Here is a 26,871-nt window from a genome sequence, read left to right as displayed (position 1 = left end):
TGCCTCCCCGTCGGGCCGGAGGGTCCCACCGGTGCGGAGCTAGGCCGGGTATACGTGGGTTTCGGTAGCCTTCACTGCTGCCCATACCCGATCGCCTTCGGTCAATTGCAGTTCGGCGACGGCGGCGGGTGTCACGTCGGCGGCGGCGGGCAGGGGCGGTCCGTCGAGCCGGACGCGGACCCGGTCGCCGTGGCGTTCGACGGCGCCGACCCGCGCCTGCCACAGGTTGCGGGGGCTGCCGTCCGGCTTGGAACGGTAGAGCGCCACCGCCGAGGGTGCGAAGGCAAGGAAGACCTCACCTTCGAGATGGTCTGCTATATCGAGACGGTAAGCCTCGTCCCGGAGGGTGACGGTGCCGCCCGCCGCGTGGCCGCGGTAGAGGTTCAGGCCGACCAGGCGGGCCACGTACCCGGTCCGGGGACGGCGCGCGATCTCGGCGGGCGCGCCCCGCTGGACCACCCGCCCGCCCTCCAGGACCACCAGCCGGTCGGCCAGCACCATGGCGTCCAGCGGGTCGTGGGTGACCAGCACGGCCGCCCCGGGAAAACCGGCCAGATGGCGGCGCAGCGCGGCCCGGATCTCCAGCCGGGTGTGCGCGTCCAGGGCCGACAGCGGCTCGTCGAGCAGCAGCAGCCGGGGCCCCACGGCCAGGGCGCGGGCGAGCGCCACACGCTGGGCCTGGCCGCCCGACAGCGCCCGGGGGCGGGCGTCGGCGTACCCGGCCAGCCCGACCCGGTCCAGCCACCCGGCGGCCCGCCGCCGCGCCTCCCGCCGGCCGGCGCCCTGGCTGCGGAGCCCGAACGCGACGTTCTCCAGGGCGCTGAGGTGCGGGAAGAGCAGGTAGTCCTGGAACACCATGCCGATCCCCCGCCGCTCGGGCGGCAGCGGGTGGATCTCGGTCCCGTCCACCCGGATGTGCCCGCCGGCGATCGGGAGCAGGCCCGCGAGGGCGCGCAGGGCGGTGCTCTTGCCCGCGCCGTTGGGGCCCAGCAGCGCCACCACCTCGCCGGGCCCCGCCTCCAGCTCCAGGTCGAGGCCGAAGGACCCGCGATGGACGACCAGCCGCGCGTCGAGGCCGCTCACGGCGAGTTCACCCACCGGTCGCGGAGGGCCGCCAGCACCAGTACCGAGACGGCCAGCAGCACCAGGCTCAGCACGATGGCGGCCTGCGGATCGGTCTCCAGGGCGAGATAGACCGCCAGGGGCATCGTCTGCGTCCGGCCCGGGAAGTTGCCCGCGAACGTGATCGTCGCGCCGAACTCCCCCAGCGCCCGTGCCCAGCACAGCACGGCCCCGGCCGCGATGCCCGGCGCCACGAGGGGCAGCGTGACCCGGCGGAAGATCGTCCAGCGGCCGGCCCCGAGCGTGGCCGCGGCCTCCTCGTAGCGCGGGTCGGCGGCGCGCAGCGCCCCCTCCACGCTGATCACCAGGAACGGCATCGCCACGAACGTCTCCGCCAGCACGACCCCGGCGGTGGTGAAGGGCAGCGTGATCCCGAACGCGGAGTCCAGCCACTGCCCCACCAATCCGCGGCGGCCCAGGACCAGCAGCAGCGCCACGCCGCCCACCACCGGCGGCAGCACCAGCGGCACGGTGACCAGGGCCCGTACCAGGCGGGCGCCGGGGAACGGCACGCGCGCCAGGACCCAGGCCAGCGGCACCCCCAGCAGCAGGCAGACGACCGTGGCCAGAGTGGCGGTGACCAGCGACAGCCGGAGGGCCTCCAGCACCTGCGGCTCGGCCAGCCGGGTGCCCAGCGTCGACCACGGCGCCCGGACCAGGAGCCCGGCCAGTGGCAGGACGAGGAACGCCAGCCCCAGCAGGGCCGGGAGCAGCAGGATCAAGGGGGGCCGCACGGCGACGTGCCCGGCCGCCCGGCCCCCGGCTGTCACGGCGCCTCGAATCCGGCCTGGGTGAGCGCGGCGCGCCCCTGGCCGGACTGGACGAGCCGGACGAAGTCGGCGGCCAGGCGGGGCTGCGGCGCCTCCGACAGCGCGGCGATCGGGTAGTCGTTGATCGCCTTGGCCGCCTCGGGGAACTCGATGCCCCGCACCTGCGCCGCCGCCGACCCGGCGTCGCTGCGGTAGACCAGCCCGGCGTCGGCCTCGCCCATCCGGACCTTGGTGAGCACCGCCTTGACGTCCTGCTCCTGGGACACGGGCCGGACCCGCACGCCCGCGGCGTCGAGCGACTTCACGGCGGCGGCCCCGCAGGGCACCTGACGGGCGCAGAGCACGACCTTCAGCCCCGGCCCGGCCAGGTCGCCCAGGGACCGCACGCGGGCCGGGCCGTCCTTGGGGACGGCGATCACCAGGCGGTTCCTGGCGAAGACGGCCGTCCGGCCGCCGGGGACCCGGCCGGCGTCCACGACCGGTCTCATCGTCGCCGGGCTGGCGGCGGCGAACACGTCCACCGGGGCGCCCTGGGTGATCTGCCGGGCCAGGGTGGAGCTGCCGGCGAAGTTGAACCTGACCTTCACACCGGGATGGGTGCTCTCGAACGTCCTGGCCAGCGCCGTGAACGGCTCGGTCAGCGACGCCGCCGCGAACACCGACAGCGTCCCGGCGCCCTCCCCGGACGTGGCCTTCCCGGTGTCGCCGCATCCGGCCAGGACCGGCGCCGCCAGGGCCAGCGCCGCCACCGTGGCCGTGACCGCCCTCAGCTCGGGCATGGGACTCCCCTACTCGTCACTCGGGCAACTCGACCACGACGTTGGTGGACTTGACGACCGCGTCCGCGACGACCCCGGGCTCCAGGCCGAGCTCGTCGGCGGCCTCCCGGCTCATCAGCGAGATCACGCGGAACGGCCCGGCCTGGATCTCCACCTGGGCCATCACCCCGTCCCGCCGGACGTCGGTCACGATGCCGCGCATCCGGTTGCGGGCGGAGGAGAACCGCGGCTCGCCGGGCTCGGCCGCGCTCTCCCGCCGCGCCGCGTCCCGGACGAACACGGCCAGCTCGGCGGCCGGCACCAGCCGCCGGCCGTGCTCGTCGCGGGACGCCGGGAGCCGCCCGCCGTCCACCCAGCGGCGGACGGTGTCCGCGCTCACCCCGAGCAGGGCGGCGGCCTCGCTGATCCGGAAGGTCGTCACGAGGTCAGCTTAGCCCTCGCATATACGAGCTGATAGCCATGTATCCCTCGATTCTGCGAAGACTTACGCTCATCATCCTCGCAGTCCGGCCTCCGCCAGCACTCCGGCGACCATGCCCACGGAGGCCCAGTCGGCCGATCGGCCGCGCAGGATCTCCCCGAACGTGGTGATCTCCACGAGGGTGCGCTCGCCGTCGGCGGCCACGCCCCGCGGCCCGGCCGTGCCGAGCCCGGCCAGCTCCGCCGCGGTGATCTCGGCGGAGAACACGTGCGCGCGGTGCGCCGACAGGGTGGCGTTGACCTGGCGGTCACCGTGCGGCCGCAGCCGTTCCGGGGGAAGGACCAGGCCGGTCTCCTCGGCCAGCTCGTCCAGCGCGGTACGGAGCGGGTCCCCGCCCGCGCCCCCGGGCGCCGAGCCTCCCGGAGGTTCGTGCACGAACCCGTCCGGGGTGGCGGCGGGGGCGCGGAACTCGCGGACCAGCACGACCGTGGTCTCCTCCAGGGACGGACCCGGCCGGTACAGGACGACGGCGCTGATGTCCGGCCGGTAGATCACCACCTCGCCCTCCTTCACCCGGTCCTCGGCCGCGACCCGGATCCGGACGCGCAGTCCCCGGTGGTCACCGATGCTCCAGACCACCCGCGCCCCGAGCAGGGCGTTGCCCGCGGCGCGCTGCGCCCCGTACCACTGCTGGAAGGACGGGGTCCGCCAGACCAGCAGGGGCACCTGGCACTCGCCGCCCGCGCGGGGCGCGCCCGTGCCGATCCGGCCGAGGGCGGCCGCCACCGTGCCGGGGAGGTCGGTGGCCCGCGGCACGCCGAGCTTGGCGGCGTAGTGCAGCAGGTAGCGGTTCTTGGGCGCCTCGGGCGGCGCCCCGAACACCACGCGGCCGCTGTCGTGCCACATCCCCCATTCGACGTTGGTGGTGAACGCGGGCATGGTCGCCAGGTCGCGCGGGACGTAGAAGACGATCTCGTCCGCCAGGTGCAGGCAGCGCTCCTCCCACTCGACCTGGCCCACGTAGTCGAAGTGCACGCGGTGCCGGTCCTCCGGGCTGAACACCACCAGCCGGCCGCCGCCCTTCCAGCGTTCCTCCAGCTCGGCGATGGCCTCGGGACGCCAGGAGCCGACCTCGGGGGCGCGGGGCGTGGGCCCGGCCAGGAAGATCGCAGCGTCCCAGCGGTCCGGCGGCTCCTCGCGCGCGTACACGGTGATCACTTCACGGGCCATGGGCCGTCGTACCTCCTCGGGGGCGTCCCGGAGCGGCCCGGACCGGACGGCACGCACGTGCGCGAGCGCTGGGCGGACGCTGGGCGAGCGGTACGCGGGCGCTGTGCGGGCGGTGCCGTGCTTGGGCCGGGCCGTCCGGGGTAAAGGCAGTGCAAATCACAATAGATCGCCCGGTCAGGAGGAATGATCATGGCTGGGACAAGGCGAGTACCGCGCAGCCGCGGCGTCCTCAGCGGAACCCTGCTGGTGCTGCTGGGGCTCTGGGGCGGGCTGCTTCCCTACATCGGGCCGTACTTCGACTTCGGCTTCGCCCCCGACCGTCCCTGGGTCCACACGGCCGACCGGCTGCAGCTGAGCGTGGCGCCCGCGGTCGCCGTCGGGCTCGGCGGGCTGATCGTGCTGGCCGCGGCCGGCCGGGCGGCCGGCGCGACCGGTGCCTGGCTGGCCGCGCTGGGCGGCGCCTGGTTCGTGGTGGGCGGGCCCGTCGCCGCGCTGTGGGACGTCCGCGGGGTCGGCACGCCACTGGGCGCCGAGGAGGGGCGGCGGCTGGCCGAGCAGCTGGCCGGCTCCTCCGGGCTCGGCGTGGTCGCGGTGTTCCTGGCCGCGGTGGCGCTGGGCCGCTTCACGGTGGCCGCGCACCCGGTGGACGGGGAGTACGGCGACGGCGAGGACCGCGACGGCGCCGCACCGGAACGGGAGGGATGGAGCGGGTTCGGTGGTGCGAGCCGCACCACGCAGCCGCTGGCCCCGGCCTTCGGCCGGTACGCACGGCCGCACCGCGAGCCACCGGCCGAAGGCCGGGGCCCGTACCAGGCGGGGCCGCCCCATCCGAGCGACGAGCACGTCGCGGGCGAGCAGCACCACCGCCCCTGAGAATCGTCGCCCCTGAGAGCCGCGCCCGGGCCGTGCCCGCGAGTACGCGGGCCCGGGCGCGGACGGCGGCCCGCGTACCGGCGGCGGGCCGTCAGCGGCCGTCAGCGGTGCTTGCCGCGCATGTTGCGGACGGAGCTGGTGGTCTCGTAGCTGCGCTTCTCGTCGTCGAGCCGCACGTCGTCGCGGTCGGTGAACATCGCGACGAAGGCGACCAGCAGCCCGACCCCGCCGATCCAGGGCTCCTTCCAGGCGAAGCTGAGCGCCACGCAGCCCGACGCGACCGACATCAACAGCAGCAGCTTCACCGGGCACCCCTTGATCACGCGGCCGTCATCGCACGGAGCACAAGTAAGCGCTAGCTTATGGCGTCCGTGCCTGACTGCATCGTGACACGGCTCCGCCCGCCCGGGAAAGAGCCGGGCGGGCGGAAATGACCTCCGCTACTTGCGCTTGCCGCGCTTCTCGCGGATCTTCATCGTGATGTCGAGCGGGGTGCCCGGGAAGCCGAACTCCTCGCGCAGCCGCCGCTCGATGAACCGGCGGTAGCCCTCCTCCAGGAACCCCGAGGTGAACAGCACGAACCGGGGCGGGCGCACGCCCGCCTGCGTCGCGAACAGGATCCTGGGCTGCTTGCCGCCCCGGATCGGGTGCGGGTGGGAGTTCACCAGGTCGGCGAAGAACTGGTTGAGCTTGGAGGTCGGCACCCGCGTCCCCCAGCCCTCCAGGGCCGTCTCGATCGCCGGCACCAGCTTCTCCATGTGCCGGCCGGTACGGGCGGAGATGTTGGCCCGGGGCGCCCAGCGCGCGTTGTGCAGCTGCCGGTCGATCTCGCGCTCCAGGTAGTGGCGGCGCTCCTCGTCCAGCAGGTCCCACTTGTTGTAGGCGATGACCAGCGCGCGGCCCGACTCGATCACCATCGAGATGATCCGCAGGTCCTGCTCGGCCAGCGGCTCGGTGGTGTCGATCAGCACCACCGCGACCTCGGCGCGCTCCAGCGCCGACTGGGTGCGCAGGGTGGCGTAGAAGTCGGCGCCCTGGTTCTCCCGGTGCCGCCGCCGGATGCCCGCGGTGTCGATGAACCGCCAGGTCTTCCCGCCCAGCTCGATCATCTCGTCCACCGGGTCGCGGGTGGTCCCGGCGACCGCGTCGACGACCGCGCGCTTCTCCCCCGCCAGCTGGTTGAGCAGGCTGGACTTGCCGACGTTGGGCCGGCCCAGCAGCGCCACCCGGCGGGGGCCGCCGGCCTCCTCGAAGGTCTCGGCGGGCGCCGGCTCGGGCAGCGCCTCCAGCACCGCGTCCAGCAGGTCGCCGCTGCCGCGCCCGTGCAGGGCGCTGACCGGATGCGGCTCGCCGATGCCCAGCCCCCACAGCAGCGCGGCGTCGGCCTCGGCGCCCACGTCGTCGACCTTGTTGGCCACCAGCACCACCGGCTTGCCGGAACGGCGCAGGATCTCCACCACGGCCTCGTCCACGTCCGTGGCGCCCACGGTCGCGTCGACCACGAACATCACCACGTCGGCCAGGTCCACCGCCAGCCGGGCCTGCTCGGCGATCGCGGCGGCCAGGCCGGAGGAGTCGGGCAGCCACCCGCCGGTGTCGACCACCGTGAAACGGCGCCCGCTCCAGTTGGCGTCGTAGGCGACCCGGTCGCGGGTCACCCCCGGCACGTCCTCCACGACCGCCTCACGGCGCCCGATGATCCGGTTGACCAGGGTGGACTTGCCCACGTTGGGACGGCCCACCACGGCGACCACCGGCGCCGGCGGCTCCTCGGGCGGCAGCCCGCCGGGGCCGTCGGCGCCGAAGGCGTCCTGGTCCGGAACGGTCTCGATCTCGTACTCGCTCACAGTGTCACTCATCGCTCTTTGGCGAGGCGGACGACCGCCTCGACGACCTCACCGAGGGTCAGCTCGGTGGAGTCGATCTCTTCCGCGTCCCCGGCCCTGGCCAGAGGGGAGGCGGTACGGGTGGAGTCGAGCCGGTCGCGGCGGGCCTGCTCGGCCTGGGTACGGGACACCGAGGCGTCCGGGTCGGCGGCCAGGTCCTTGGCCCGGCGCGCGGCGCGGGCCTCCTCGCTGGCCGTCAGGTAGACCTTGACGGACGCGCCGGGCGCGACCACCGTGCCGATGTCGCGGCCCTCCACCACGATCCCCCCGGCCCCGATGATCTCCCTCTGCAGCGCGACCAGGCGCTCGCGGACCGCCGGGACGGAACTGACCGCGCTGACCGCGTTGGTCACCTCGCGGGTGCGGATGGGCCCGGACACGTCGATCCCGTCGACCGTGATCGTCGGGGCGTCCGGATCGGTCCCGGACTCGATCACCGGCTCGGCCGCCCGCGCCGCGACCGCCCCGGCGTCCTCCACCGGCACGCCCTCGCGCAGCATCCACCAGGTCATCGCGCGGTACATCGCGCCGGTGTCGAGGTAACGGAGGCCGAGCGCGCGGGCCACGCCCTTGGAGGCGCTGGACTTGCCCGACCCGGAGGGGCCGTCCATGGCGATGACGAGCGGCACGTTGTTCCCTTTCCTTCACAGCCGGGGACGGGCATCCGGCGGCGGCCCCCGAAGCCGATGCCCCGCGCTCCCCTGACGTCTCGACGCGAGTCCCAGCGTGTCAGGCTACCGTTCCCCGGCCACCGCCAGAGCCCGCGAGCCCGCACGGCCCTGGCCGCGCGGCCCTCCGGGGATCCGCCGGCGGACGCGGGAGCCCGCGCGGGTCAGCCCGGGACCGACCAGCCCCGGGCGCGCAGCTCGGCGGCCAGGCGCTCGGCCTCCTCGGGCCGGACCGCGATCTCCAGGACGCCCAGCGGGCGGCCGGGCGAGTGCTCGATGGTGACGTCCTCGATGTTGACCCCGGCGATGCCCGCCGCCTGGAAGATCATCGCCAGCTCGCCCGGCCGGTCCGGGATCACCACCGGGACCACGGCGTAGGCCGACGGCTCGCCGCCGTGCTTGCCGGGGATCCGGGAACGGCCGGCGTTGCCGCGCAGCAGCAGGTCGGCCACGTGCGTGGCGGCCTCGTCGCTGCCGTCGCGCAGCAGCGAGGCGGCCACGGCCAGATCGGTGGCGACGGCCTCCAGCACGTCGGCGACGGGCGCGGCGTTGGCGGTCAGGATGCCGATCCACAGCCGCGGGTCGCTGGCCGCGATCCGGGTGACGTCGCGCACGCCCTGGCCCGCCAGGCCGAGCGCGACGTCGGCGGCCCCGGTGAGGCGGGCGGCGACCGCGGCCGACACCACGTGCGGGGCGTGCGAGACCAGGGCGACCGCGTCGTCGTGCTCGGCGGCGTCGACCACCACGGGCTCGGCGCCGCAGGCGCGGGCCAGCGCGGTGACCGCCGCGACGGCCTCGGGCGCCGCGCCGGACGTGGGGCACAGCGCCCAGGGACGGCCCAGGAACAGGTCGGGACGGGCCGCGGCGGGCCCCGAACGCTCCCGGCCCGCGAGCGGATGCCCGGCGACGAACGAGGACAGGTCGCAGCCCAGCTCGGCGGCCTGCCGCAGCGGCTGCGCCTTGACGCTGGCCACATCGGTGTAGACGGCGGCGAGGCCGCGCTTCTGCGCGTCCAGCAGGGTCACCGCGACGGCCGCCGGGGGCACCGCGAGCACGGCCAGGTCGGCCGGCCCGGCGCCGGCCGCGTCCGGGAGCGCCTCGCCCGCGCCCAGCTCCACCGCCATCCGCAGCGATGCGGCGTCCCGGTCGGTCAGCAGGACCTCGCTGCCGCGCTCGCGCATCGCCAGGGCGATCGAGGTCCCGATCAGCCCGGTCCCGATCACGACGATGCGCCCTGGTACGCCCTCTTCAGCCACCCCCTCAGGGTAGCGGCAGCCGGGCACCGCGAGATCGCGTTCCAGGCCGTCCCGGCCCGCCACCGGACGAGCCGGGCGGCGGTGCGGGCGGCGGGGCGGGCGGCCCGGTCACTGGGCGATGTCCAGCCGCAGCGCGGTCGCCCCGCGCAGGTAGACGTGCTGGATCTCGGCCCGGGGCCGGTCGGTCTCGATGTGCGCCATCAGCCGGATCACCCGGGGCAGCGCGTGCGGCACCGCGATCTCGGCGGCGCACAGCAGCGGCACCTCGTGGAAGCCGAGCTTGCGCGCGGCCAGCGCCGGGAACTCGGCCGTCAGGTCCGGCGTCGCCGTGAAGAGCACGCTGATCACGTCGTCGGTGGTCAGGCCGTTACGGGTCATCACCTCGGTGACCAGCTCGGTGGTGGCCTCCAGGATCTGCTCCCGGTCGTCGGCGTCGATCTGCGTCGCCCCCCGGACCGCGCGTACCGCCACGTCGTCGTCCCTCCTACAGGTCTACCGCCTTGTAGAGCTCGCCGACCTCGGTCACGGTCAGCGCCCGCATGGTGCCCGGCTTCAGCGAGCCCAGCCTGATGGGCCCGAACTCTATGCGGGCCAGCTGCTGCACCGGGAACCCGACCTCCTTGAGGAGGCGGCGCACGATGTGCTTGCGGCCCTCGTGCAGGGTGATCTCCACCAGCACCCGCCGGCCCAGCTGGTCGAAGATCCGGAAGCGGTCGGCCTTGGCCGGGCCGTCCTCCAGCCGCACCCCGGCCCGCAGCCGCCTGCCGAGGTCGCGCGGGATGGGGCCGTGGATCTCGGCCAGGTAGGTCTTCTGCACGCCGAAGCTGGGATGGGTGAGCCGGTGCGACAGCTCACCGTCGTTGGTGAGCAGGATCAGCCCTTCGGTGTCGGTGTCGAGCCGGCCGACGTGGAACAGCCGCTCGGGCACCTCCACGTAGTCGGCCAGGGACTTGCGGCCCCGCTCGTCCGACATCGTGCTGACCACGCCGCGCGGCTTGTTGATGGCGTAGTAGCGCATCTCGGCGCGGGTCTCGACCCGGCGGCCGTCGACATGGATGACGTCGCGGCTCGGGTCGACCCGCTCGCCGAACCGGAACACCTCCTTGCCGTTCACGGTGACCCGGCGCTGACCGATCAGTTCCTCGCAGTGGCGGCGGCTGCCGATCCCGGCCTCGGCCAGGACCTTCTGCAGCCGTACGCCCTCGTTCTCTGTCACTTGTCCTCGATGATCTCTTCTGGCAGGTCGTCGGGCAGGTAGGGGCCCAGGTCGGGCAGTTCCTCCAGGTCGCGCAGGCCCAGCCGTTCCAGGAAGTACCCGGTGGTGCGGTAGAGGTGCGCCTGGGAGTCGGGGTCCTGGCCGGCGTCCTCGATCAGGCCCCGCAGCGTCAGCGTGCGCATCACCCCGTCGCTGTTGACGCCGCGGATGGCCGACACGCGGGCCCGGCTCACCGGCTGGCGGTAGGCGACCACGGCCAGCGTCTCCAGCGCCGCCTGGGTCAGCCGCGCCTGCTGGCCGTCGGTGACGAACCGTTCCACGACCGGGGCGCACACGTCCCGGGTGTAGAACCGCCAGCCCCCGGCGACCTCCCTCAGGTCGAACCCGCGCCCCTGCTCGGTGTATTCCGCGGAGAGCTCGCGCAGCGTGGCGGTGATCTCGTGGGTGGGCCGCTCCAGCAGCTGGGCCAGCGTGATCTCGGCCACCGGCTCGTCCACCACCAGCAGGATCGCCTCGACGGACGCGCGCAGCCCCGGGAGCCCCGGCTCGGCGCCGTCGGGCGCGGCGTCGGCACCCGCGACGTCCTCGGGGGTCTCCTCGGGCGCGGTGCCGGTGGGGGCGGTGCCGGTGGGGGCGGTGTCGGTGGGGGCGGTGTCCATCGGCTCGGGTCCTTCAGTCATCGGTGGTGTCCTCGCGCGGCTCGCGGGAGCCCTCGTAGTCGTCGCCGACCCGCACCTCGCCCTCGTCGGTGCCGGTCCAGGTGATGTGCAGCTCCCCCAGCGGCTCGGGCTGCTCGAACGCGACCGCCCGCTCCCGGTAGAGCTCCAGCAGCGCCAGGAAACGCGCGACGATCTCGAAGGTGCCCTCGCAGTCGTCGGTGAGCACCCGGAAGGTGGTCTGCCGCAGGGCCCGCAGCCGTTCGACGACGATGACGGCCTGCTCCTTGACGCTGGCCTGCGGCTGGTAGATGTGCTCGACCGACACCGAGGGCGGCGCCTTGGGGGTCAGCGCCCTGGCGGCGAGCCGGGCGAACTCGGCGGGCCCCAGCCCCAGCAGGACCTCCGGGAGGAGGCCGGCGAAGCGGGGCTCCATCGGCACCATCCGGGGGAAGAGCCGGGCCTGGTCGGCGATCCGTCCGGCGAGCACCCGCGCGACCTCCTTGTACGCGCGGTACTGCAGTAGCCGCGCGAACAGCAGGTCACGGGCCTCCAGCAGGGCCAGGTCCTCCTCGTCGTCGACCTCGCCCGAGGGCAGCAGCCGGGCCGCCTTGAGGTCCAGCAGGGTGGCCGCGACCAGCAGGAAGTGGCTGGCCTGGTCGAGGTCCCACTCCTTGCCGTGCGAGCGGATGTGGGCGATGAAGTCGTCGGTGACCTTGTGCAGGGACACCTCGGTGATGTCCAGCTTGTGCTTGGAGATCAGGCCCAGCAGGAGGTCGAACGGGCCCTCGAAGTTGTCCAGGTGGACCCGGAAGCCGCGCGCCTGCTCGGCGCCCTGCTCCGGCGACGTGTCGTCCACGTCGCCCACGGTAGCGGAGCCCACCCGGTGTCCCCCCATCACTGCACGGGCACGGGCACGGGGCCGGTGCGCGACGGTACTGATGCGACGACCATGGTCCCACGGCCGGAGGGCGGGCGTGCCCCGGCGGGGACGGGCCCGGCGGGGGCGGGCGCCGGGCTCAGGCGGACGCGCCCTCGGCCTCGGTCTCGCGCCAGCGCTGCAGGACCTCGCGGGCCAGGCCACGGTAGGCGTTGGCCCCCATCGAGTTGGGGTCGAAGTAGGTGATCGGCTCACCCGCGACGGTGGCGTCCGGGAACCGCACCGTGCGGTTGATGACGGTGTGGAAGACCTTGTCGCCGAACGCCTCCACGATGCGGCCGAGGACCTCGCGGGTGTGCAGGGTCCGCGAGTCGTACATCGTGCCGAGCACGCCGTCGATCACCAGGTCGGGGTTGATCCGCCCCTGCACCTTGTCGATGGTCTCCATCAGCAGCGCGACACCGCGCATCGCGAAGTACTCGCACTCCAGCGGGATCAGCACGCCCTCGCTGGCGGCCAGCGCGTTGACCGTCAGCAGGCCCAGCGACGGCTGGCAGTCGATGAGGATGTAGTCGTAGTGCGGCACCGCGGACTTCAGCGTCTGCGACAGGATGTACTCCCGGCCCACCTCGTGGACCAGCTGGACCTCGGCGCCCGACAGGTCGATGTTGCTGGGCAGCAGGTCCATGCCGTCCACGCCGGTGTCGATGACGACGTCCTCCCAGTCGGTGTCCGACTCCAGGAGGAGGTTGTGGATCGTCATGTCGAGCTGGCGCGGGTCGCCCTTGCCCAGCCCGACCGACAGCGCGCCCTGCGGGTCGAAGTCCACCAGCAGCACGCGGCGGCCGTACTCGGCCAGCGCCGCGCCCAGGTTGATCGTGGTGGTGGTCTTGCCGACCCCGCCCTTCTGGTTGCAGATCGACACGATCCGGGCAGGGCCGTGCTCGGCCAGCGGCTCCGGGTCCGGGAACGTGGGCACGGGGCGCTGGGTCGGCCCGAGGGCACGGCTCGGATCGGTCTCGATGGTGGCGGAGGAGAGGACCCCCTCCGTGGCCTGTCTGCTCGTCACCAGATCCCCTCCCGGTGGCCCGGAAATGCCATGCAGAACCGGGACTCTATGGGTTGACACCCCCGGTCACAAGCCGACGCGCGCCGTTGAGGCGATTTGTCGCCGGCCCGTCGGCGGCCTCGGCGAGGCCGCGGGTCAGCCCCGCGCGCGGGGGTGGGAGGTGGCGTAGACCTCGCGCAGGAGCTGCACCGTCACCAGAGTGTAGACCTGCGTGGTGGTCACCGAGGCGTGCCCGAGCAACTCCTGGACGACGCGCACGTCGGCGCCCCCGTCCAGCAGGTGCGTGGCGAACGAATGGCGCAGCGTGTGCGGGGAGACGTCCGACAGCCCGGCCCGTTCGGCGGCGGCGCGCAGCACCATCCAGGCGCCCTGGCGCGACAGCCGGCCCCCGCGGGCGTTGAGGAACAGCGCCGGCCCGCCGCGCCCGGCCCCCGCCAGCCCGGGACGGGCGCGCACGAGGTAGGACTCGACCGCGCGCCGGGCGTACTCGCCGATCGGCACCACCCGGGTCTTGCCGCCCTTGCCCGCGACCCGCGCGAAGCCCTCGGCCAGGTCGAGGTCGTCGACGTCCAGGCCGACCGCCTCGGAGATGCGCGCGCCCGACCCGTACAGCAGCTCCAGCAGCGCCCGGTCGCGCAGGGCACGGGCGGCCTCGGCGTCGCCGCCCGCTCCCCCGGGCGCCCCGCCCGCCGGGGCGGCGGGCACGGAGGCGGCCGACAGCAGCCGCTCCACCTCACCGATCGAGATGGCCTTGGGCAGGCGGCGGGGCGGGGTCGGGGGCTTGACGTCGCGGGCGGGGTCGGTGCCGGCCAGCCCCTCGCGCAGCGCGAACCGGTGCAGCCCGCGGACGGCGACCACGGCGCGGGCCGCCGACCCGGCCGACAGCGGCGGATGGTCGGGGTCGCCCTCGCGCAGCCCGACCAGGAAGTCCCGGACGTCGGCCTCGGTGACCTGGTCGATCCGGGTCCGGCCGCGCCCCTCCACGACCGACACGTAGCGGCGCAGGTCGCGGCGGTAGGAGCTGAGGGTGTTGGCGGCCAGGCCCCGTTCGACGGCGAGATGCCCCAGGTAGGTGCGCACGGCCGAGCCCAGGGGGGTCTCGGGCGCCTCCTCGGCGCCGTGCCGCGTGCCGCCGGGGCCGCTCGTGCTCGGTGACAGTTTCGGCACCTCTTCCGGGCGGGGTGGCCGGGTGACCCCGCCCATCATGCCGGGCCCGGCAGCGCGGCGGGCCACCATCCGCCCGCGCCGTGCCGCCGGCGCCGTGGCGCCCGTGCGGTGCCGCCGGCGCGGGACGGTGGCCGAACGGCCGCGTCCGCCCCGCCGGGAGCCCCGGCGCGGGCGGGCGGGCGTCACCCCTCGGGCGCGTCGGCTGGGCGCAGGCCGCGGTAGCCGCCGGCGCGGGCGGCGTGCAGCGCCAGGACTCCGGTCACGGCGATCATGTTGCGGATCTCCCCGGCGAGGACCTTGCGGACCGCCTCGTCCAGGGGCACCCACACGATCGGCAGGTCGGCCTCCTCGTGGACCCGCTCGAAGTCGATCTCCTCGGCGGGGACCTCGGTCAGGTCGCGGGCCAGGAAGATCCGGACCCGTTCGTCGGTCATCCCCGGGGAGGGGAGCACGTCCACCAGCACGTCCCACCGGCCCGCGCGGTAGCCGGCCTCCTCCAGCAGCTCGCGTCCGGCGAGCTCGACCAGCGGCTCGCCGTCGACGTCGCGCAGCCCCGCCGGCCCCTCCCACAGCAGCCGCCCGGCGGCGTGGCGGTACTGGCGCAGCAGCAGGACCCGGTCGTCACCGTCCACGGCCAGGATGCCCACCGAGCCGGGATGCTCGATGACGTCCCGGTGGACGATCTCGGTGGTGTCGCCGCTGGGCATCCGGACGGCGTCGCGCCGCACGGCGAAGATGCGGCCCTCGAACTCCCGGGTGCTGCCGGTGACCTCCCAGCTCCCCGGGACGTCCCGCACGTCCTCGACGCCGAGCACGCCCGGCGCGGCCGAAGGAGGGGCGGGAGCGGGGGCGGGGCGGGGTGGGGCGGCCCGGCCGGCCGCCCCGCCCGTGGCGGCGTCGCTCACGAGGCCGACACCGCGTCGGCGCTGCCGCGCAGCTCGGCGTAGTCGAGCGCGGCGGAGACCAGTCCGGCGAACAGCGGGTGCGGGCGCGTCGGCCGGGAACGGAACTCCGGGTGCGCCTGGGTGCCCACGAAGAAGGGGTGCACGTCGGCCGGCAGCTCCACGTACTCCACCAGCCGCCCGTCCGGGGACAGCCCGCTGAACCGCAGCCCGGCCTGCTCCAGCCGCTCGCGGTAGGTGTTGTTGACCTCGTAGCGGTGGCGGTGCCGCTCGGACGCCTTGGCCTCCCCGTACAGCGACCGGACGACCGAGCCCTCGGCCAGGTCGGCGGGGTAGAGGCCCAGGCGCATGGTGCCGCCCATGTCGCGCTCGCCCGCGACGACGTCGACCTGGTCGGCCATGGTGGCGATGACCGGGTGGGCGGTGGCCGGGTCGAACTCGGCGCTGCCGGCGTCGGGCAGGCCGCCCAGCGACCGGGCCGCCTCGATCACCATGCACTGCAGGCCCAGGCAGATGCCCAGCAGCGGGAGCCGGGTCTCGCGGGCGAAGCGGACCGCGCCGAGCTTGCCCTCGATGCCGCGCACCCCGAACCCGCCGGGGATGAGCACGCCGTCGACGCCGTCCAGCTCGCGCTTGGCGCCCTCGGGGGTCTCGCAGTCGTCGCTCTTGACCCAGCGGATGTTGACGCGGGCGTCGTTGCCGAAGCCGCCGTGCCGCAGGGCCTCGGTGACCGACAGGTAGGCGTCGGGCAGGTCGATGTACTTGCCGACCAGCGCGATCGTGACCTCCCGGGCCGGCCGGTGCACGCGGCGCAGCAGCTCGTCCCAGGCGCCCCAGTCGACGTCGCGGAACGGCAGCCCGAGGCGGCGCACCACGTAGGCGTCCAGGCCCTCGGCGTGCAGGACCTTGGGGATGTCGTAGATGCTGGCGGCGTCCACCGCCGAGACCACGGCCTCGCGGTCCACGTCGCACATCATGCTGATCTTGTGCTTGAGGCCGTCGGTGATCGGCCGGTCGGAGCGGCACACGATCGCGTCGGGCTGGATGCCGATGGAGCGCAGCGCGGCCACCGAGTGCTGGGTGGGCTTGGTCTTCAGCTCGCCGGAGGGGCCGATGTAGGGCAGCAGCGAGACGTGCAGGAAGAAGCAGTTGTCCCGGCCGATCTCGTGCCGGATCTGCCGGACCGACTCCAGGAACGGCTGCGACTCGATGTCGCCCACCGTGCCACCGACCTCGGTGATCACGATGTCGACCTCGGAGTCGGCGGCCATGCCGCGGATCCGGTCCTTGATCTCGTTGGTGATGTGCGGGATGACCTGCACGGTGTCGCCCAGGTACTCGCCGCGGCGCTCCTTGGCGATGACGTTGGAGTAGACCTGGCCGGTGGTGACGTTGGCGGACCCGTGCAGCTCGGTGTCCAGGAACCGCTCGTAGTGGCCGATGTCGAGGTCGGTCTCGGCGCCGTCGTCGGTCACGAAGACCTCCCCGTGCTGGAACGGGTTCATCGTGCCGGGGTCGACGTTGAGGTAGGGGTCGAGCTTCTGCATCGTGACCCGGAGGCCGCGGAGGGCGAGAAGCCGCCCCAGGCTGGACGCCGTCAGTCCCTTGCCGAGGCTGGAGGCGACACCGCCGGTGACGAAGAGATGCTTGGTAGGACGTGATCTACCAGTGGCTGCCGAAGGCAAGAAGGCGCTCCCGTGGTCGTTGCGAGGCGGACGGTACCGCACTGTCCACGGGCCACCAGGATAACAGGCACGGCGGCGTGGGCCGTCCGGGTCACGCCCGCCGCGGTCTGCCGTGCCCCTGGTCAGGGCCTCGGCCCCCGTTCCCGGGACCGAATCGGCCGCGGGAACCGGACCCGCGCCGCCGAATCGCCGTCCCCGGGCCCGGTGAGGCCCGGGGTCGGATCCCGGGATCAGATCCTGGGGGCGGCCGTGGGCATGATCGTGCGCAGTTGCCGGGTGAGCTCGTCGATCAGTGAACGGGCCTGGTCGGCGGCCTGGCGGGCGGCGTCGCGCTCCTGCGAGAGCTCGGCGATCGCGGCGCGCTGCTCGGTGACGGCCTGGGCGAGCTGGTCCACCCACTGGTCGCGTTCCTTGAGCTTCTCGGCGATCGCGTCGCGCTCGGCGGCCATCTGCCGCATGCCGCTGACGGCCTGGTCCCGTTCGCGGCCGGCCTGGTCGGCCTGGCCGCGGGCCAGGGTGGTCTCCGACTCGGCCCGCGCCTGGGCCTGGACCGCGGCCTCGCGGCCCCGCTCGGCGGTCTCCCGCGCCGCGGCGGCGGCGTCGCGGTCGCGCTCGGCCTTCTTGGCGGCCTCCAGCGACTGCGCGGCGGTGTCGAGGGCCTGCTCGCGCTCGGCCTCGGCGGCCTGCAGGCGGCGCCGGGCGTCGTCGGCCTCCTTGGCCGCGGCGGCGACCGAGTGCTGGAGGTTCTGGGACTTCATCTCGGCCTCGGCGACCTTGCCGCGCAGCCCCGCCATCTCGCCGTGGGCGGCCTCCAGCGCGCGCGACAGCTCGGCGGCCTGCTCGGCGATCCGGTCGCGCTCGGCCTCGGCGGCCCGCCGCGCCTTGACGGCGTCCTCGACGGCGCGCAGGGCGTCGTCGCGGGCCTCGCTCATGGCGTCGCGCTGGGTGATGGCCTGGCGGACGGTGGCCTCGGCCTCGGCGACCCGGCGCTCGGCCTGCTCCAGGCCGGCCTGCGCCGCCTCCATCTGGGACCGGGCCTGCTCGGCCTGGGCCCGGGCCTGGTCGGCCTGCGTCCGCGCCTGCTCGGCCTGGATCCTGGCCTGGTCGGCCTGGCCGCGGGCCTGCTCGGCCTGCCCGCGCGCCTGGTCGGCCTGGGTACGGCTCTGCTGGGCCTGGTTCCAGGCGGCGGCGGCGTCGCGCTGCGCCGACTCCTTCTCCGCCTGGATCGCCGCGACCTGCGTGGCGGCCTCGTTCTGCGCCTCGGCGACCCGCCGTTCGGCCTCGACCGCGCGCCGGTCGGCCTGCTCGGCCTGCCCCCGCGCCCGCTGCACCTCGCCCCAGGCGGCGGCGGCGTCACGCTGCGCCGACTCCTTCTCCGCCTGGATCGCCGCGACCTGCGTGGCGGCCTCGTTCTGCGCCTCGGCGACCCGCCGTTCGGCCTCGACCGCGCGCCGGTCGGCCTGCTCGGCCTGCCCCCGCGCCCGCTGCACCTCGCCCCAGGCGGCGGCGGCGTCACGCTGCGCCGACTCCTTCTCCGCCTGGATCGCCGCGACCTGGCTCTGGGCGTCGGTCTGCGCCTCGCTGACCTTGCGCTCGCCGGCCGCCAGGGCGTCGCCGATGAGGTCGGCCATCTGGCGCAGCCGCTCGACGATGTCCCAGGGCTGGGCCTCGGGCCGGTCGGGCTCGGGGCGGGCCGCCTCGCCGGGCTGCGCCGCCGCCTTGATGGGCTGCTGCGCGGCGGCGTCCCGGCCCAGCGGGGGCCAGGGCGTACCGGTGTCCTGGACGGGGCGCGCACCCGATCCGTTCAGCTCGCTCACGTGTCTCCTCGCCTGGCGGCACGGAGCCGCGTTCGCGGGGCGGTCGTACTCATGGTGTTCGCCGCACTCCTCGCCCGGCGGCTGATGTCCGCCCGGCGGCTCGTCGCTTCGCTCACCCAAGGCACTCTAGTGCCGACCAGCACGGTCTTTGCCCAGTTTGGGGTTTGCCTTCGCGATCCGCGCACTCTATTCGCGTGCATGTACCGTGCCCGTCGCCTGCGTGAACGGCGTGGAAGCCGTGGGGCAAGGCGTTTCCGAGCCCTCCGCGAGGCGGTTCCGCGGAGTCCGCCGTGCCCCCCGCCGGCGGTCCGGGCCACGCCGTCCCCCAGCTGGAACAATCACGCCTCATGGAACTTCGCACCCTGTATCCGCCGATCGAGCCGTACGACTCCGGGCTGCTGGAGGTCGGCGACGGCAACCAGATCTACTGGGAGGTCTGCGGCAATCCCGAGGGCAAGCCGGCGGTGATGGTGCACGGTGGTCCGGGCGGGGGCTGCACGGCCGACCATCGCCGCCAGTTCGACCCCGAGGCATACCGGATCGTGCTGTTCGACCAGCGCAACTGCGGCCGGAGCCTGCCGCACGCCGCCGATCCCGGGGTCTCGCTGGAGGCCAACACCACCTGGCACCTGGTGGCCGACATGGAGCGGCTGCGCGAGCACCTGGGCGTCGACCGCTGGCTGGTCTTCGGCGGTTCCTGGGGCAGCGCCCTGTCGCTGGCGTACGCGCAGACCCATCCGGACCGGGTGTCGGAGCTGGTGGTGCGCGGCATCTTCATGCTGCGGCCGTTCGAGCTGTACTGGTTCTACCAGGAGGGCGCCTCGCTGCTGTTCCCCGATCTCTGGGAGGACTACCTCGCGCCGATCCCCGAGGACGAGCGGGAGGACCTGCTCGGCGCCTACGCGGAGCGGCTGGGGTCGCCCGACCGGGAGGTCCGGGTCGCCGCGGCCCGGGCGTGGTCGCAGTGGGAGGGCCGGACGCTGACGCTGCGCCCGGACCCGGACCTGGCCGATCACTTCGGCGAGCCCGACTACGCTGTCGCCTTCGCCCGCATCGAGAACCACTACTTCGTCAACGAGGGCTTCTTCGAGGAGGAGCAGCTGCTGCGGGACGTGGACCGGATCCGGCACATCCCGGCGGTGATCGTCCAGGGGCGGTACGACGTGTGCACGCCCGCGGCCACGGCCTGGGACCTGCACCGGGCCTGGCCCGAGGCCGAGTTCCACATCGTCGACGACGCCGGCCACGCCTACAGCGAGCCGGGCATCCTGCACCGTCTCATCGAGGCGACCGACCGGTTCGCCGGGCGGTGACCGGGCGGCGAACCGCGGGGCGGTGAACCCACAGCCCTACCCCGTCACTCAGGCCTCTCACCTCGCCTGACGCAACGTGACGCACACCGCACCCCTGCCGTTGGCGGCAGGGGTGTGTGATTTACGTCACAGAAATGATACGGAAACTCTGTCATCTTCCCGTAACACTTCACTAGAGTGGCCGACAATAGGCCACCACGGGCCCGCGCGTCGATATCGCGGGTTACCCCTGCGTAACGCGAGGAATCGCGCCCCTCGAAGCCGCGAATCGCGCGCGATGAATATCCCGAAAATAACAAGCATATTTTTATACCCCGTACCGCTCACCCTAAACATCCGGCAGATAACATTCCGTAGCGATCAGGGCCGGGTATTCGGTAACTTACCTGTACATGGCAGCGCAATCCCGGCAATCGCCCATTGACCCGACCGGACCGGACCCGGCCATCACAGTGGATGAGCCACGGCTCGAAGACGGACCTGAGTTGTGGCGGCTCGCGCGGGACTCGCGGGTTCTGGATGTCAATTCGCCCTACAGCTACGTGCTGTGGTGCCGCGATTTCGCCGGCACCTCCGTGGTCGCCAGGGCCGGCGGGGCGCCGTGCGGTTTCATCACCGGCTTCCAGCGCCCCGCACGGCCCGACACCCTCTTCGTGTGGCAGGTCGCCGTCGACCACTCCTTCCGTGGCCAGGGCCTGGCCCGCCGCATGCTCGATGCCCTCGGCGACCGGATGGCCGCCCGCGGTCATCGCTACGTCGAGGCCACGGTGACCCCTGGCAACACCGCCTCCACGAGGATGTTCGAGTCTTTCGCCCGTGGCCGCGGCTGCGACCTGACCCGCAGCCCGCTGTTCGGCGCCGAGCACTTCCCCGAGGGCCACGACCCCGAGGTCCTCTTCCGCATCGGCCCGCTGAGCCCGTCCGCGACCTCCACTCCACCCTCCGCGCCCACCTCCACAGCGTCATCGGCGGCACCGGCCGGCGAGCCCGTGCGCTAGCGCGGGCCGGGGCGCACGCCCCGTCCCGCCGGGCATCCGCCCGGCACACCGCCCGGTCACCGTCCGAGCACAACGCCCATCCACCCCACCTGCCGGAGGCAGAAAAATGGATGTCTTCACTCACCTGGAATCTGAAGTCCGCGGTTACTGCAGGAGCTGGCCCACCGTGTTCAGCACGGCGCGCGGCAGCCACATGACCGATGAGAACGGCAAGACCTACCTCGACTTCTTCGCCGGCGCGGGAACGCTGAACTACGGGCACAACAACCCGCAGCTGAAACGGCGGCTGATCGACTATCTGGCCGGCGACGCGGTGGTCCACGGGCTCGACATGTACACGGTCGCCAAGCGCGAATTTCTGGAGCGTTTCAACGAGGTGGTGCTGGCTCCGCGGGGGCTCGACTACAAGGTCCAGTTCCCCGGCCCGGCCGGAAACCATTCGGTGGAGGCGGCGCTCAAGCTGGCCCGTAAATACACCGGGCGGGAGAGCGTCATCAGCTTCACCAACGCCTTCCACGGCATGACGCTGGGCGCCCTGGCGGTGACCGGCAACTCGATGAAGCGCGACGGCGCCGGGGTCCCGCTGGGGCATGGCGTCTCGATGCCCTACGACAACTACCTCGACGGCCGTACGCCCGACTTCCTGCTGCTGGAGACGATGCTGGACGACAGCGGCAGCGGCCTGGACGTCCCCGCCGCCGTCATCGTGGAGACCGTCCAGGGCGAGGGCGGCATCAACGTGGCCACCGCCGAGTGGCTGCGCGGCCTGTCGGACCTGTGCAAGCGGCACGACATCCTGCTGATCGTCGACGACGTGCAGATGGGCTGCGGCCGGACCGGGGCCTTCTTCAGCTTCGAGGACGCCGGGATCACCCCCGACATCGTCTGCCTGTCCAAGTCGCTGAGCGGGTACGGGCTGCCGTTCGCGATCACCCTGATGCGGCGGGAACTGGACGTGTGGGAGCCCGGCGAGCACAACGGCACCTTCCGCGGCTTCAACCCGGCGTTCGTCACCGCCACCGCCGCGCTGGAGGACTACTGGACCGGCGAGGGCCTGGAGAAGGAGACCCTGGCCAAGGGCGAGCAGGTGGAGCGGGCGCTGAACGAGATCGCGCTCGAGCACGCCGGCGCCGTCGAGGGCGTCCGGGGCCGCGGGCTGGCCTGGGGCCTGGTCATGCGGGACCCGGAGACCGCGCCCCGGGTCTGCGCCGAGGCGTTCGGCCGCGGGCTGCTGATGGAGACCTCCGGCCCCGAGGGCGAGGTCGTCAAGCTGCTGCCGCCGCTCACCACCACCGAGCGCGAGCTGGACCAGGGCCTGGAGATCATCGCCGAGTCGGTCCGCGCGGTCCGCACCACCGTCGCGGTCTGACCACAGGGCCGGCGGCGCCACCGGGCCGGTCGCGCCGCCGGTCGCGCCGCCCGCGCCGCGGCGCCGGCCCGGGCAACCGGGCCGGCCCCCGCCGGGGCGGCGCCGCCCCGGCTCACGAAGAAAGGAATAGACCGTGATCGTCCGATCCCTCAAGGACATTATCGGGACCGAACGCGACGTCCAGGCACCCACCTGGTGCAGCCGCCGTTTCGTGCTGGCCGGCGACAAGGTGGGGTTCTCGCTGCACGACACCGTTCTGTACGCGGGCACCTCGACCAAGATGTGGTACGCGAATCACATCGAGGCGGTCTACTGCATCGAGGGCGAAGGCGAACTCGTCAACGAGGAGACCGGCGAGAAGCACCGCATCGAACCGGGCGTGATGTACCTGCTCGACGGACACGAGCATCACACCTTGCACGCCCACACCGACGTGCGTACCGTCTGCGTCTTCAATCCGCCCGTCACCGGCCGGGAGGTCCATGACGAGAACGGTGTCTACCCCCTGATCACCGAGGAGGACGCATGAGCATCATCGAGATCCATCCGACCATCGACGACCCCTACCCCACGCGCAAGTGCGAGGAGGCGGCCCTCCTTTACCGGCAGGACCCGGTCGTATACGGCGCCCCCGGCGACGGCCCCATCGACGCCACGACGCTCGACTCGTTCGACGCGAACGGGTTCCTGACGGTGGACGAGCTGCTGCGCCCCGAGGAGGTGGAGGACTACCGGGCCGAGCTGCGCCGGCTGTCCTCCGACCCGGAGATCCTGAGCGACGAGCGCACGGTGACCGAGCACGGCTCCGACGAGGTGCGCTCGATCTTCGAGGTCCACAAGATCAGTGAGGTGTTCGCCGAGCTCGTCCGCGACCCCCGCGTGGTGGGCCGGGCCAGGCAGATCCTGGGCTCGGATGTTTACGTCCACCAGAGCCGGGTGAACTACAAGCCAGGATTCACCGGCAAGGACTTCTACTGGCACTCCGACTTCGAGACCTGGCACGCCGAGGACGGCATGCCCCGCATGCGTGCGGTGAGCATCTCCATAGCGCTCACCGAGAACTTCGTGCACAATGGCGCACTCATGATCATGCCAGGCTCCCACAAGACGTTCGTGTCGTGCGTCGGCGAGACGCCCGACGATCACTACAAGGCTTCGTTGAAGAACCAGGAGATCGGCACCCCCGATCCCAACAGCCTCTCGATCCTGGCCGACAAGCACGGGATCGAGCTGTTCACCGGGCCGGCCGGCTCGGCGACGATGTTCGACTGCAACTGCATGCACGGCTCGAATGGGAACATCACCCCGTTCCCGAGGTCGAACGTCTTCATCGTCTTCAACAGCGTCGAGAACACCTGCGTCGAGCCGTTCTCCGCGACCTCCCCGCGGCCGGCCTTCATCGGCGCCCGCGACTTCACGCCGGTCGGCTGACGGCCGGCGGGGCCGGTCCGCCGGCTCCCTGACGACCACCCGCCACCCATCCGTTATCGAATCGTATCCCCGACCCGCTTCCCGACCACGACCTCGCGACCGCCGAGGGGCATGGCGCCCGTCGGCGGTCGCGAGGCATCGACAGGAGATCAACGATGACTTCCTCACGACGGCACTTCCTGCGGACCGCGACCATGCTCGCGGGGGCGGTCCCGCTGGCCGCCGCGGGCTGCAGCACCACCAATCCGGAGCAGGAACGGCAGGGCGGCGGCACCCTGGCCAGGGCCAAACAGGAGGGGAAGATCCGGGTCGGCTTCGCCAACGAGGCCCCCTACGGCTACACCGACAAGACCGGCAAGCTCACCGGTGAGGCGCCGGAACTGGCGCGGGCGATCTTCAAGGAGCTGGGCATCGCCAACGTCGAGGGGGTCCAGGTCGACTTCGGCGGGCTGATCGGCGGGCTGAACGCCAAGCGGTTCGACGTGATCGCGGCCGGCATGTTCATCACCCCGGAGCGGTGCGGCGCGGTCGCCTTCTCCGATCCCGAGTACGTCGCCAAGAGCGCGTTCATGGTGCCCAAGGGCAACCCCAAGAAGATCCTCAAGTTCGAGGACGTCGCGCGGACGAAGGCCAACCTCGGCGTGCTCACCGGGGCGGTGGAGGCCGGATACGCCGAGAAGCTCGGCGTGCCCAAGGACAAGATCAAGACGTTCGCCGACCAGCCCAGCGCCTACGAGGGGCTGAAGGCCGGGCGGATCGACGCCATCGCCCTCACCCGCATCTCGCTGGCCGACCTGCTGTCCAAGCACCGGGGCGAGCCGTTCGAGGTGACCGAGGCGTTCACCCCGGTGATCGACGGCAAGGAGCAGCTGGGCGCGGGCGCGTTCGCCTTCCGCAAGGCCGACGCCGACCTGCTCAAGGCGTTCAACGACAAGCTCGCCGAGTTCAAGTCCGGCAACAAGCTGCTGCCGATCCTGCAGCCGTTCGGTTTCACCCAGGCCGAGATGCCCGGGCCCGACGACACCGCCGCCAAGTTCTGCAAGGGCTGAGCCGTGACGGAGGTCCTCGACAGTTACCAGCTCCTGCTGAAGGGCTCGTGGATCACCATCCAGCTCACGGTGTACGGCAGCGTGCTGGCGCTGGTGCTCGCGGTGGTGTTCGGCCTGGCCGGCACCTCGCGCAACCGTGCCGTCCGCACCCTCAACCGGGTGTACGTGGAGTTCTTCCGCGGCACGGCCACCCTGGTGCTGATGTTCTGGTTCTTCTACGCCCTCCCCCTCGTGGGGCTGAGGTTCACCCCGATGTTCGCCGCCGTGCTGGCGCTCGGCCTCAACGTCGGCGCGTACGGGGCCGAGGTGGTCCGCGGCGCGATCAACGCGGTGCCCCGGGCCCAGTACGAGGCCACGATCGCGCTGAACCTCACCCCGGCGCAGCGGATGCGGCGGGTGCTGCTCCCGCAGGCCGTCGCGCTGATGCTGCCCCCGTTCGGCAATCTGCTCATCGAGCTGATGAAGGGCACCGCGATCGTCTCGCTGATCACGATCAGCGATCTGACCTTCCGGGCCAAGCAGATCCAGTCCTCCACCGGGGAGACGCTGTGGACGTTCGTGGTGATCCTGGTGCTGTACTTCGCGATCGCGCAGATCCTGCAGCTGTTGGTGCGGTACGCCGAGCGGCGGGTGGACCGGATGCTCGGCCGCCGGCCCGACAAGGGCGACGGGAAGCTCTCCGATCTGGCCGTCGGCGCTCCCGGAAGCGGGGTGGGGTGACCCCATGAGCTGGGACTGGAACTACACCGGGGAGTTCCTCCCCGATCTGCTGAGCGGGCTGCGGATCACCATCGTGGCCACGCTGCTCGGCTACCTGCTGGCCCTGGCCCTGGGACTGGTGTGGACGCTGCTGCGGCGGTCCCGCAACCCGTTCGTCAGCCAGACCACGCGCTGGGTGGTCGAGTTCATCCGCAGCACGCCGCTGCTGGTGCAGCTCTACTTCATCTTCTTCGTGTTCCCCTCGTTCGGGCTCACGCTGGGCCCGCTCACCGCGGGCGTCATCGGGCTCGGTCTGCACTTCTCCGCCTACACCTCGGAGGTGTACCGGGCGGGGATCGAGGACGTCCCCCGCGGGCAGTGGGAGGCGACCGTCGCGCTCAACCTCCCGCGGCGCCGGGTGTGGCAGGACGTGATCCTGCCGCAGGCCGTCCGCAAGGTCGTGCCCACACTGGGTAATTACCTCATCGCCATGTTCAAGGACTCGCCGCTGCTGCTGGCGATCAACGTGATCGAGCTGCTCGGCGCCGCGTACAAGGTCGGCACCGAGACGCTGCGCTTCCTGGAGCCGATCACGGTCGTCGGACTGCTGTTCGTACTGGTCAGCGTCGTGTCCTCCATCATCGTCCGTCGCCTGGAGAGGCGCTATGCCACCTACTAACGCCGCCCCCGAGGCTCCGACTCCCGAAGAATCTCAGGGGGGACCAGTGGACAAGGGACCGCAGAGCGAACCGGCCGCCGCCGACCTGCCGCCGCAGAGGAGCGGCGCGCCGGGCATCCACTTCGAGAAGGTGGTCAAGCGCTTCGGCGACAACGTCGTGCTCCGCGAGCTCGACTTCACCGTCGAGCCGGGTGAACGGGTCACGCTCATCGGCCCCAGCGGGTCGGGCAAGACCACCATCCTGCGCCTTCTGATGACCTTGGAGAAGGCCGACGGCGGGGTCATCCGGGTGGGCGACCGGCCGCTGTCGCACATGGAGAAGAACGGGAAGCTGGTACCGGCCAACGAGAAACACCTGCACGAGATGCGCAAGCAGATCGGCATGGTCTTCCAGCAGTTCAACCTGTTCCCCAACATGAACGTCATGCGCAACCTCACCGAGGGCCCCATCCGCGTCCTGGGGCTCTCCAAGGAGGAGGCGCGCGAGCGGGCGACCAGGCTCCTGGACATGGTGGGGCTCGGCGACAAGGCCGAGGAGCATCCGACCCGCCTGTCGGGCGGGCAGCAGCAGCGCGTCGCCATCGCCCGCGCGCTGGCCATGGAGCCCAAGGTCCTGCTGCTGGACGAGGTCACCTCGGCCCTGGACCCCGAGCTGGTGGTCGGCGTCCAGGACCTGCTGCGCGACATCGCCCGGCAGAGCGACCTGACGATCCTGTGCGTGACCCACGAGATGCACTTCGCCAAGGACATCTCCGACCGGGTCCTGATGTTCGACCAGGGGCAGATCGTCGAGGAGGGCCCGCCGGACCAGATCTTCGGTGAGCCCTCCGAGCAGCGCACACGCGACTTCCTGCAGGCGGTCCTCGCCTCCTGAGGCGCGTGCGCCCGGCCCCCCGCGTCCCCGTCGCCCCGGGGACGCGGGGGCCCGTCCCGGCG

The 26,871-nt window shown here is 72.8% G+C and carries 28 protein-coding genes; 10 read left to right on the top strand and 18 right to left on the bottom strand.

The features are described 5' to 3' along the window. Nucleotides 1-39: 39 nt before the first annotated feature. The 5 genes from IW256_RS13280 to IW256_RS13260 all read right to left on the bottom strand — a co-directional run bounded on the left by IW256_RS13280 (nucleotide 40) and on the right by IW256_RS13260 (nucleotide 4,322). Nucleotides 40-1,083, bottom strand: coding sequence for an ABC transporter ATP-binding protein (locus IW256_RS13280; RefSeq protein ID WP_197011251.1), 1,044 nt, complete (start codon nucleotides 1,081-1,083; stop codon nucleotides 40-42). Then, nucleotides 1,080-1,892, bottom strand: coding sequence for an ABC transporter permease (locus tag IW256_RS13275; protein ID WP_197011250.1), 813 nt, complete (start codon nucleotides 1,890-1,892; stop codon nucleotides 1,080-1,082). Before IW256_RS13275 ends, IW256_RS13280 begins: the two co-directional genes overlap by 4 nt. Further along, nucleotides 1,889-2,671: a molybdate ABC transporter substrate-binding protein gene (gene modA, locus IW256_RS13270; protein WP_197011249.1), complete on the bottom strand. Its 783-nt coding sequence runs from the start codon at nucleotides 2,669-2,671 to the stop codon at nucleotides 1,889-1,891. The genes IW256_RS13275 and modA overlap by 4 nt, the downstream gene beginning before the upstream one ends. A gap of 16 nt (nucleotides 2,672-2,687) precedes the next feature. Next, the gene (locus IW256_RS13265; RefSeq protein WP_197011248.1) at nucleotides 2,688-3,092 is read right to left on the bottom strand and encodes a TOBE domain-containing protein; all 405 of its coding nucleotides are present in this window, start codon (nucleotides 3,090-3,092) and stop codon (nucleotides 2,688-2,690) included. Nucleotides 3,093-3,164: 72 nt separating this feature from the next. Beyond that, nucleotides 3,165-4,322: a nucleoside 2-deoxyribosyltransferase domain-containing protein gene (locus IW256_RS13260; RefSeq protein ID WP_197011247.1), complete on the bottom strand. Its 1,158-nt coding sequence runs from the start codon at nucleotides 4,320-4,322 to the stop codon at nucleotides 3,165-3,167. Between the two features lie 189 nt (nucleotides 4,323-4,511). On the opposite strand from IW256_RS13260, the gene IW256_RS13255 reads away from it, so the two are divergent. Then, entirely contained in the window at nucleotides 4,512-5,195 is a 684-nt protein-coding gene (locus tag IW256_RS13255) for a hypothetical protein (RefSeq protein ID WP_197011246.1), read from the top strand. A gap of 101 nt (nucleotides 5,196-5,296) precedes the next feature. Here IW256_RS13255 and IW256_RS13250 read toward each other — a convergent pair whose 3' ends face one another. The 13 genes from IW256_RS13250 to IW256_RS13190 form a co-directional block, all read right to left on the bottom strand. Beyond that, complete coding sequence (locus IW256_RS13250; protein WP_197011245.1) at nucleotides 5,297-5,500, bottom strand: hypothetical protein; 204 nt, start codon at nucleotides 5,498-5,500, stop codon at nucleotides 5,297-5,299. A gap of 135 nt (nucleotides 5,501-5,635) precedes the next feature. Further along, nucleotides 5,636-7,042, bottom strand: coding sequence for a ribosome biogenesis GTPase Der (gene der / locus IW256_RS13245; protein WP_420535450.1), 1,407 nt, complete (start codon nucleotides 7,040-7,042; stop codon nucleotides 5,636-5,638). Nucleotides 7,043-7,050: 8 nt separating this feature from the next. Then, complete coding sequence (gene cmk, locus IW256_RS13240; RefSeq protein ID WP_307828879.1) at nucleotides 7,051-7,710, bottom strand: (d)CMP kinase; 660 nt, start codon at nucleotides 7,708-7,710, stop codon at nucleotides 7,051-7,053. A gap of 203 nt (nucleotides 7,711-7,913) precedes the next feature. Beyond that, entirely contained in the window at nucleotides 7,914-9,005 is a 1,092-nt protein-coding gene (locus tag IW256_RS13235; protein WP_197011244.1) for a prephenate dehydrogenase, read from the bottom strand. A gap of 108 nt (nucleotides 9,006-9,113) precedes the next feature. After that, the gene (gene aroH / locus IW256_RS13230) at nucleotides 9,114-9,476 is read right to left on the bottom strand and encodes a chorismate mutase (protein ID WP_197011243.1); all 363 of its coding nucleotides are present in this window, start codon (nucleotides 9,474-9,476) and stop codon (nucleotides 9,114-9,116) included. Between the two features lie 13 nt (nucleotides 9,477-9,489). Beyond that, a complete protein-coding gene (locus IW256_RS13225) occupies nucleotides 9,490-10,221 on the bottom strand; it encodes a pseudouridine synthase (protein ID WP_197011242.1) in 732 nt (243 codons plus the stop codon). Next, nucleotides 10,218-10,901, bottom strand: a complete 684-nt coding sequence (scpB, locus tag IW256_RS13220) for an SMC-Scp complex subunit ScpB (protein WP_231403763.1) — start codon at nucleotides 10,899-10,901, stop codon at nucleotides 10,218-10,220. The genes IW256_RS13225 and scpB overlap by 4 nt, the downstream gene beginning before the upstream one ends. Further along, entirely contained in the window at nucleotides 10,894-11,775 is an 882-nt protein-coding gene (locus IW256_RS13215; RefSeq protein WP_197011241.1) for a segregation and condensation protein A, read from the bottom strand. The genes scpB and IW256_RS13215 overlap by 8 nt, the downstream gene beginning before the upstream one ends. 121 nt (nucleotides 11,776-11,896) lie before the next feature. Further along, nucleotides 11,897-12,781, bottom strand: coding sequence for a ParA family protein (locus IW256_RS13210; protein WP_307829394.1), 885 nt, complete (start codon nucleotides 12,779-12,781; stop codon nucleotides 11,897-11,899). Between the two features lie 180 nt (nucleotides 12,782-12,961). Further along, nucleotides 12,962-14,029 (bottom strand): site-specific tyrosine recombinase XerD, encoded by a 1,068-nt coding sequence (locus IW256_RS13205; protein ID WP_197016289.1) that lies wholly within the window; start codon nucleotides 14,027-14,029, stop codon nucleotides 12,962-12,964. Nucleotides 14,030-14,175: 146 nt separating this feature from the next. Then, nucleotides 14,176-14,808, bottom strand: coding sequence for an NUDIX domain-containing protein (locus IW256_RS13200; protein WP_420535449.1), 633 nt, complete (start codon nucleotides 14,806-14,808; stop codon nucleotides 14,176-14,178). Between the two features lie 86 nt (nucleotides 14,809-14,894). Then, complete coding sequence (locus tag IW256_RS13195; protein WP_197011240.1) at nucleotides 14,895-16,580, bottom strand: CTP synthase; 1,686 nt, start codon at nucleotides 16,578-16,580, stop codon at nucleotides 14,895-14,897. 230 nt (nucleotides 16,581-16,810) lie between these two features. Continuing rightward, the gene (locus IW256_RS13190; protein WP_197011239.1) at nucleotides 16,811-18,397 is read right to left on the bottom strand and encodes a hypothetical protein; all 1,587 of its coding nucleotides are present in this window, start codon (nucleotides 18,395-18,397) and stop codon (nucleotides 16,811-16,813) included. Between the two features lie 347 nt (nucleotides 18,398-18,744). Between IW256_RS13190 and pip the strand changes: the two genes are divergently transcribed. From pip to ehuA, 9 genes are all read left to right on the top strand, one after another. Next, a complete protein-coding gene (gene pip / locus IW256_RS13185; protein WP_197011238.1) occupies nucleotides 18,745-19,710 on the top strand; it encodes a prolyl aminopeptidase in 966 nt (321 codons plus the stop codon). 392 nt (nucleotides 19,711-20,102) lie between these two features. Continuing rightward, nucleotides 20,103-20,708, top strand: a complete 606-nt coding sequence (gene ectA, locus IW256_RS13180) for a diaminobutyrate acetyltransferase (protein ID WP_197011237.1) — start codon at nucleotides 20,103-20,105, stop codon at nucleotides 20,706-20,708. Nucleotides 20,709-20,814: 106 nt separating this feature from the next. Further along, nucleotides 20,815-22,077 (top strand): diaminobutyrate--2-oxoglutarate transaminase, encoded by a 1,263-nt coding sequence (gene ectB, locus IW256_RS13175; RefSeq protein ID WP_197011236.1) that lies wholly within the window; start codon nucleotides 20,815-20,817, stop codon nucleotides 22,075-22,077. A 133-nt stretch (nucleotides 22,078-22,210) separates the two neighbouring features. Further along, a complete protein-coding gene (locus tag IW256_RS13170) occupies nucleotides 22,211-22,606 on the top strand; it encodes an ectoine synthase (RefSeq protein WP_197011235.1) in 396 nt (131 codons plus the stop codon). After that, the gene (thpD, locus tag IW256_RS13165; RefSeq protein ID WP_197011234.1) at nucleotides 22,603-23,508 is read left to right on the top strand and encodes an ectoine hydroxylase; all 906 of its coding nucleotides are present in this window, start codon (nucleotides 22,603-22,605) and stop codon (nucleotides 23,506-23,508) included. The genes IW256_RS13170 and thpD overlap by 4 nt, the downstream gene beginning before the upstream one ends. A 155-nt stretch (nucleotides 23,509-23,663) precedes the next feature. Next, nucleotides 23,664-24,557: an ectoine/hydroxyectoine ABC transporter substrate-binding protein EhuB gene (gene ehuB, locus IW256_RS13160; RefSeq protein ID WP_197011233.1), complete on the top strand. Its 894-nt coding sequence runs from the start codon at nucleotides 23,664-23,666 to the stop codon at nucleotides 24,555-24,557. A gap of 3 nt (nucleotides 24,558-24,560) precedes the next feature. After that, nucleotides 24,561-25,277 carry an ectoine/hydroxyectoine ABC transporter permease subunit EhuC gene (gene ehuC, locus IW256_RS13155; RefSeq protein WP_197011232.1) on the top strand — a complete coding sequence of 239 codons (717 nt, stop codon included), beginning with the start codon at nucleotides 24,561-24,563 and terminating at the stop codon, nucleotides 25,275-25,277. A 4-nt stretch (nucleotides 25,278-25,281) separates the two neighbouring features. Then, complete coding sequence (ehuD, locus tag IW256_RS13150; RefSeq protein ID WP_197011231.1) at nucleotides 25,282-25,935, top strand: ectoine/hydroxyectoine ABC transporter permease subunit EhuD; 654 nt, start codon at nucleotides 25,282-25,284, stop codon at nucleotides 25,933-25,935. Next, nucleotides 25,922-26,809, top strand: a complete 888-nt coding sequence (gene ehuA, locus IW256_RS13145; RefSeq protein WP_197011230.1) for an ectoine/hydroxyectoine ABC transporter ATP-binding protein EhuA — start codon at nucleotides 25,922-25,924, stop codon at nucleotides 26,807-26,809. Before ehuD ends, ehuA begins: the two co-directional genes overlap by 14 nt. Nucleotides 26,810-26,871 lie beyond the last annotated feature (62 nt).

The sequence above is a fragment of the Actinomadura viridis genome (assembly GCF_015751755.1).
In the GTDB taxonomy this organism is placed as follows: domain Bacteria; phylum Actinomycetota; class Actinomycetes; order Streptosporangiales; family Streptosporangiaceae; genus Spirillospora; species Spirillospora viridis.
This window is presented reverse-complemented; position numbering and strand designations above follow the sequence as displayed.